Below are 6,328 nucleotides of genomic sequence, written 5' to 3'. Positions count from 1 at the left end.
TTCCCACGCGCCGGCTCCGTGGCGACGGCGGTGCCGAACGCGCCGGCGCGTGGGATGCTCGACGCACCGCGCGCGCCGCGGGTCGTGCGCCGCCGGGTGCTGGCGGGAACGGCGCTGTTCGTCGCGGGTTTCAGCGTCGTCTTCGTCACCGGCACCCTGCTCGCCTCCGTCGCGGGCGCCGCGCTCGCCGAGCACCGGGAGTTGCTCACCCGCGTCGGCGGTGTCGCGGTCATCGCGATGGCGCTCGTCTTCCTCGGCGTCGGCAGTTCGCTCGGCAGCCAGCGCTCGTGGCAGCCGCGGTGGCGCCCGGCCGCGGGCCTGGCCGGCGCCCCGCTGCTCGGCGTCGTCTTCGGCATCGGCTGGGCGCCGTGCATGGGGCCGACGTACGCGGCGATCCTCGCGCTGGCCACCAACCTCGCCGGCGACTCCGGCCAGGTCGCCCGCGGCGCCGTGCTCGGCCTCGCCTACTGCGTGGGCCTGGGACTGCCGTTCCTGCTGCTCGCGGCCGGCTGGTCGCGGGCCGTCACCGCCTCCGCGTGGCTGCGCCGGCACCACCGCGGCATCCAGCTCTTCGGCGGCGCGATGCTCCTGCTCATCGGGGTTCTGCTGGTCAGCGGCTTGTGGGACCAGCTGATCACCCAGCTGCAGATCCGGCTCGTGTCGACCTACGTCACGCCGTTGTGACCCGACACCATGTGCGACTTCGATGAGAGGTGAGCCCGGCCGCATGCCGACCCCCGACGCCACGGACGCCACCGACAACACGCAAGCCGCCGCCGGCTCCGAACCCGATCCGGGTGCCGTCGCCGTGACCGGCGAGGAGCCGCCCGCCCCCCGGCAGCCGCGCCTCGGGCTCGTCGGCTGGCTGCGCTGGGCGTGGCGGCAGCTGACCAGCATGCGGACCGCGCTGCTCCTGCTCCTGCTCGTCGCGGTCGCGGCGATCCCCGGCTCGGTCTTCCCGCAGCGCGACATCGACCCCGGCGCGGTGACCACCTACCTGGAGCAGAACCCGACGTGGGGGCCGTGGGCCGACCGGTTGTACCTGTTCGACGTCTTCACCTCGCCGTGGTTCTCGGCGATCTACCTGCTGCTCGTCGTCTCGCTGCTGGGCTGCATCGTGCCGCGCACCCGGCTGCACTGGCGGGCGCTGCGCGGCCGGCCGCCGAAGGCGCCCTCGCGGCTGGCCCGGCTCTCGGAGCACCGGCGGTTCGAGGTCACCGGCACCCCGGAGGCGGTGCAGGCGAGCGCGCGGGAGGCGCTGCGGTCCGCGCGCTACCGGGTCCGCCGCGACGACGCCGACGACTCCGACGATGCCGGCTCCACCGCGGACACCCGCGAGAACGCTCCCGACGGCGTCCGCGAGGTCGCGGCCGAGTGCGGCTACCTGCGTGAGACCGGCAACCTCGTCTTCCACATCGGTGTGGTCGTCGTCATCATCGCCCTCGCCTGGGGCTACCTCGTCGGGTGGAAGGCCGACCGCATCGTGCCGGTCGGCGGCACGCTGACCAACACCGTCTCCGGCTACGACACGTTCGCCTCCGGCCCGCTCGTCGACACCGATGCGCTGCAGCCGTTCTCGGTGAAACTCGACAGTCTCGACGTGCGCTTCGAGGAGGACGCCGGCGGCGCCCAGTTCGGCGCCGCCCGCGACTTCCGCGCCGGCACCACGGTCACCCCGGAGCCGGGCGCGCCCGCGCAGGAGCGCGAACTGGCCGTCAACTCGCCGCTGCAGTTCGGCAATTCCTACGTCTACCTGCTCGGCAACGGCTATGCCCCGGTCATCACCGTGCGCGACGCCCAGGGCACCGTGCTCTACCAGCAGGCCACCCCGTTCCTGCCGCAGGACGGCGTGTACACCTCCTCCGGCGCGGTCAAGGTGGTCGCCTCCCAGCCGCAGCAGCTCGGCTTCAGCGGGCTGTTCCTGCCGACCGCCTACATGACCCCCGACGGCCCGGCCTCGGCGTTCCCCGACGCCCGGAACCCAGCGCTCGTGCTCACCGGCTGGGTCGGCGACCTCATGCCGAGCGGGCCCCAGTCGGTGTACCAGCTGGACACGTCGCGGATGCGCCAGCTCACCGGCTCCGACGGCAAGCCGCTGCAGATCGTGCTGACCCCGGGGCAGAGCGTCACGCTGCCGAACGGCCTCGGCTCGATCAGCCTCGACCGTGTCGACCGCTGGGCGGGCCTGTCGACGCGCTACGACCCCGCCCGACCGCTCGCCCTCGGAGCCGGGTTGGCCTGCCTCGTGGGGCTGCTCGGCTCGCTGCTGGTGCGCCGTCGGCGCGTCTTCGTGCGGGCCCGGCCGCGGCCCGGCGGCGGCAGCGTCGTCGAGATCGGCGCGCTCGCCCGTGGTGAGGACGCCACCCTCGGACCGGCCGTCGACGATCTCGTCGTCCGCCTCGGCGGCGCGAGCGGCCCCGGCGACCCGAACGGCGATTCGGGGGCCCGGACGCCGACGCCCGGGGCGACGTAGGCTGACCCCGACGGCCAGTCCCACGGCCGCACCGCCCTCGATCGACCACCGCCGGAGCCGCCCACATGGACACCACGAGCCTGGCCACCCTGTCGAACCTCGTGCTCTACGCGGCGATGGGCGTCTTCGCGTTGACGATGGTCGCCTTCGCGGTGCACCTGGCGTTCGCGTCGAGTCGCGCGAGTCGCGTGAGTCGCGGCGGGGTCGAGGCCGCCAAGGTGCCGGTCGGAGTCGGAGCCGGTGCGGCCGCCTCGCCGCTCGACACCGCCGACACTCCCCAGACTCCCCAGACTCCCCATGCTCCCGGGACGCAGCGGCCCGGCGTCGGGGAGCGCGCGGGCCGCCTCGGCATGACGCTCGGCTGGCTGGGCACGCTGCTGCTCGGCGGCTCGATCGCGCTGCGGGGCGCATCGGTGGGCCGCCCGCCGGTCAGCAACATGTTCGAGTTCGCTTGCGCCGCGGCGTTCCTCGTCATGGGCATCTACCTCGTGCTGGCGCTACGCCGGCCGCTGAAGTGGCTGGGCCTGTTCATCGTCACGCCGGTGCTGCTCGCCCTGGGCCTGGCGATCACCGTCTGGTACACCGAGGCCAGCGAGCTCGTGCCGTCGCTGCGCAGCACGTGGCTCGTCATCCACGTGCCGGTGGCGATCCTGTCGACCGCCGTGTTCACGCTGTCGTTCTGCGTGCTGCTGCTGCACCTGGCGCAGGCCCGCCGCGAGGCGCGACTGGCGGCCGGCCGGCCCGCGGGCCCGGGGGGCCGGGCGCTGTCGGCGCTGCCCGACTCCGCGTCCCTCGACCGCACCGCCTACAGCCTGGTCGTCGTCGCCTTTCCGCTGTGGACGTTCACGCTCATCGCCGGTGCGATCTGGGGCCAGCAGGCCTGGGGCACCTACTGGAGTTGGGACCCCAAGGAGGTGTGGACGTTCGTCATCTGGACGATCTACGCCGCCTACCTGCACGCCCGCGCGACGAGTGGCTGGAGCCTGCGCACGGCGAACATCATCGCGGTCGTCGGCTACCTCGCGATCATCGTCAACTTCACGATCGTCAACATGTTCTTCCCCGGTATGCACTCCTACTCCGGACTGGTGACCCCCTGATGTCTCCCGCGTTTCGCTACTCCCTGGCCCGCATCTCGGTCTTCCTGCTGTGCCTGCTGGTGTTCTGGCTGCTCGGCATGCGCGACAACCCGCTGCTGCTGCTCATCGTCGCGACCACGGTCTCCATGTTCATCTCGCTGTTCGCGCTGCGTGGCATGCGTGAGCAGTTCGCCGACCAGGTAGCCCACCGCGTCGAGGACCGCACCGAGCGCAAGCAGGCCAAGGCCGCCCGGCGCCGCCGCAACGAGGTCATGGACGACGAGGCGATGGAAGAGGCGGAGATCGCCGACCCCGACCGCCGCTGACCCGCCGCCCCACCAACCGGCCGAAGGCTGCCCTTTCGGCCGACGGCTAGGGTTACGGCACGAGCCCTCGACCGAAAGGGCAGCCTTCGGCCAAGGGGAACACGGGCAGCCGTCAGCCGCCGAGGGCCAGGCCGCTGGCGAGGAGCACCGCGTAGACGAGGGTCAGGGCGCCGGTGCCGGAGAGCACCGGGATGAGGTCGGCGCCCTTGGCGCCCGCGATGAGCGCCCGGAGCGGCCGGATCGCCAGCGCGAATGCGGGCAGCGCCCACAGCGCCCACAGCGTGGTGTGCCCGGCGATGAACACGCACTGCACCGCGACCGCCAGCAGCGCGGCGTAGACGTACCGCGCGGCGACGTCGCCGAGCCGCACCGCGAGCGTGTGCTTGCCGGCGGAGATGTCCCCGGGGATGTCGCGCAGGTTGTTGGCCATGAGAATCGCGCACGACAGCGCGCCGACCCCGATGGCCCCGGCCCACGCCGCGCCGGTCAGTGTGAGGGCCTGGGTGTAGGTCGTGCCGAGGGTGGCGACGAGCCCGAAGAAAACGAACACGAAGACCTCGCCGAGGCCGAGGTAACCGTAGGGCCGCCGGCCGCCGGTGTAGAACCATGCGGCGAGGATCGACGCGGCGCCGAGCACGAGCAGCAGCCTCGCCCCCGAGAGCCACAACAGCAGCAGCCCGGCGAGCGCCGCGACCCCGAAGCAGCCGAATGCGGCGAGCTTGACCTGCGCGGGGGTCGCCAGGCCCTGCCCCACGAGCCGCACCGGGCCGACCCGGCGCTCGCTGGAGTCGGTGCCGCGAATGCCGTCGGAGTAGTCGTTGGCGTAGTTCACCCCGACCTGCAGGGCGAGGGCCACGAGCAGGGCGAGCAGCGCCCGCGGGATCGAGGCGCCGTCGATCTGCGCGGCGGCTCCGGTGCCGATGAGGACCGGAGCCACGGCGGCCGGCAGCGTGCGCGGGCGGGCGCCGTGCACCCAGTGGGACATGGTGGCCATGAGATCTTTCGTGCCGGAGACGGTGACGACGGGACGGCCTGTCAGCCTACGGGGCGGCCCGCCTCACAGGCCGCGCAGGAAGTCGGGGTCGTCGTCCGGCCCCCGCGGCCCAGGCGACCCCGGGCGCCGATCCTGGATGCCGGGGCGCGCCGGCCGGCCTGCGACGAGCCACCCGGCGCCGCCGGCAACGGGCAGCAGCAGGATGACGAAGACCCACCCGATCTTTGGCAGCACGCGGATCTCGCGGTCGGGAGTCTGCACACAATCCGTCAGCGAGTAGATCATCAGGCCGAGAACGACGCCGATCACGACGAAGCGCCACACGAGGAGCCTCCTAAGGGGTGAGTCTTTATTCTCCCATCCGCCCCCCGGGTCTCAACTTGACGGACGGCCCGCGAGGGTGGCGCGCAGGGCCGCGAGGTCGGGCTTGCCCGGGCCGCGCAGCGGCAGCGCCGGCACCGTCTCCATCCGGCGGGGCAGGGCGTAGCCGGGCAGCGCGCGGCGCAACCGCCCCAGGGTCGCGGGCCAGTCCCGGCGCAGGTCCTGGGCGGCGTCGCCGTCGGCGACGAGCACGGCCGTCACGGCCTGCCCCCACCGCGGATCGGGGAGCCCGAGCACGACGCACGGCACGCCCGGGAGCACGCGCGCGACCGCCTCCGTGACGATGTGCGGGGCCACCTTCAGGCCGCCGGTGACGATGACGTCGTCGAGCCGTCCGCGCACGATCACCAGGCCGTCGCGCAACTCGCCGAGGTCGTCGGTGCGAAAGGAGCGTTGGTGCTGGACGGTGCCGAACGCGGCCGCGCTCGCCGCGTCGTCGTCGAGGTAGCCGCGGGCCACCATCGGTCCGGACAGTACGATCCGACCCTCCCGCGGTGCCGACAGCGACGCCGACACCGACGCCGACAACGACGCCGACACCGGCACAGCGGGAGGTCCGTCGGCGTCCTCGAGCACGACCTGCACGCCGGGCAGCGGGCGCCCGTCGTACACGCAGCCGCCGGCGGTCTCGCTCATGCCGTAGGTCGTCACGACCGGCGCCCCGGCCGCCCGGGCCCGCGCGAGCAGCCCGGCGTCCGTGGCGGCCCCACCGACCAGCACCGCCGCGAACCTCCTCAGCGCACCGACTCCCGCCGGGTCGTCGAGCAACCGCGCGAGCTGCGTCGGCACGAGCGAGACGTACGCCGGCGCGGCACCGGAGCCCGAGGCGACGGTGAGCGCGGCGGCGAAGGCCTGCGGGGTGAAGGACCCGACCGGTCCCGGAGCCGGTTCGTGGCCGGCGAGCAGGCTGCGCAGCACGACCTGCAGCCCGGCGATGTGGTGGGGCGGCAGCGTGAGCAGCCAGCGGCCGGCGCCGATGACGTCGGCGGTGGCCTGCGCGGAGGCCCGCAGTTCGGCGGTCGAGAGCACCGCGCGCTTGGGGGTGCCGGTCGATCCCGAGGTCGCGACCGCGACC

At 73.7% G+C, this 6,328-nt stretch carries 7 protein-coding genes; 4 read left to right on the top strand and 3 right to left on the bottom strand.

All coding sequences use genetic code 11. From position 1 onward, the window contains the following. The 4 genes from PINTE_RS19890 to PINTE_RS19875 form a co-directional block, all read left to right on the top strand. The coding region (locus PINTE_RS19890) for a cytochrome c biogenesis CcdA family protein (protein ID WP_157087409.1) at nt 1-684 on the top strand (684 nt) is incomplete at its 5' end. Between the two features lie 43 nt (nt 685-727). Further along, on the top strand, nt 728-2,473 hold the full coding sequence (gene resB / locus PINTE_RS19885; RefSeq protein ID WP_068434117.1) for a cytochrome c biogenesis protein ResB: 1,746 nt from the start codon (nt 728-730) through the stop codon (nt 2,471-2,473). A 65-nt stretch (nt 2,474-2,538) separates the two neighbouring features. After that, nucleotides 2,539-3,573, top strand: coding sequence for a c-type cytochrome biogenesis protein CcsB (ccsB, locus tag PINTE_RS19880; RefSeq protein ID WP_068434116.1), 1,035 nt, complete (start codon nt 2,539-2,541; stop codon nt 3,571-3,573). Further along, nucleotides 3,573-3,878, top strand: coding sequence for a DUF4229 domain-containing protein (locus PINTE_RS19875; protein ID WP_068434114.1), 306 nt, complete (start codon nt 3,573-3,575; stop codon nt 3,876-3,878). The genes ccsB and PINTE_RS19875 overlap by 1 nt, the downstream gene beginning before the upstream one ends. A 112-nt stretch (nt 3,879-3,990) precedes the next feature. Here PINTE_RS19875 and PINTE_RS19870 read toward each other — a convergent pair whose 3' ends face one another. The 3 genes from PINTE_RS19870 to PINTE_RS19860 form a co-directional block, all read right to left on the bottom strand. Next, nucleotides 3,991-4,872, bottom strand: coding sequence for a 1,4-dihydroxy-2-naphthoate polyprenyltransferase (locus PINTE_RS19870; RefSeq protein WP_068434112.1), 882 nt, complete (start codon nt 4,870-4,872; stop codon nt 3,991-3,993). Between the two features lie 63 nt (nt 4,873-4,935). Continuing rightward, nucleotides 4,936-5,196: a PLD nuclease N-terminal domain-containing protein gene (locus PINTE_RS19865; RefSeq protein WP_245643073.1), complete on the bottom strand. Its 261-nt coding sequence runs from the start codon at nt 5,194-5,196 to the stop codon at nt 4,936-4,938. A gap of 51 nt (nt 5,197-5,247) precedes the next feature. Further along, on the bottom strand, nt 5,248-6,328 hold a 1,081-nt coding region (locus tag PINTE_RS19860), incomplete at its 5' end, for an AMP-binding protein (protein ID WP_068434110.1).

The organism is Piscicoccus intestinalis NBRC 104926, assembly GCF_001515525.1.
GTDB classification, from domain to species: domain Bacteria; phylum Actinomycetota; class Actinomycetes; order Actinomycetales; family Dermatophilaceae; genus Kineosphaera; species Kineosphaera intestinalis.
This window is presented reverse-complemented; position numbering and strand designations above follow the sequence as displayed.

Coding starts and splice junctions, on each gene's coding strand:
- ccsB (WP_068434116.1), top strand. CDS start 2,539: ATGGACACCACGAGCCTGGCCACCCTGTCGAACCTCGTGCTCTACGCG.
- PINTE_RS19875 (WP_068434114.1), top strand. CDS start 3,573: ATGTCTCCCGCGTTTCGCTACTCCCTGGCCCGCATCTCGGTCTTCCTG.
- resB (WP_068434117.1), top strand. CDS start 728: ATGCCGACCCCCGACGCCACGGACGCCACCGACAACACGCAAGCCGCC.
- PINTE_RS19870 (WP_068434112.1), bottom strand. CDS start 4,872: ATGGCCACCATGTCCCACTGGGTGCACGGCGCCCGCCCGCGCACGCTG.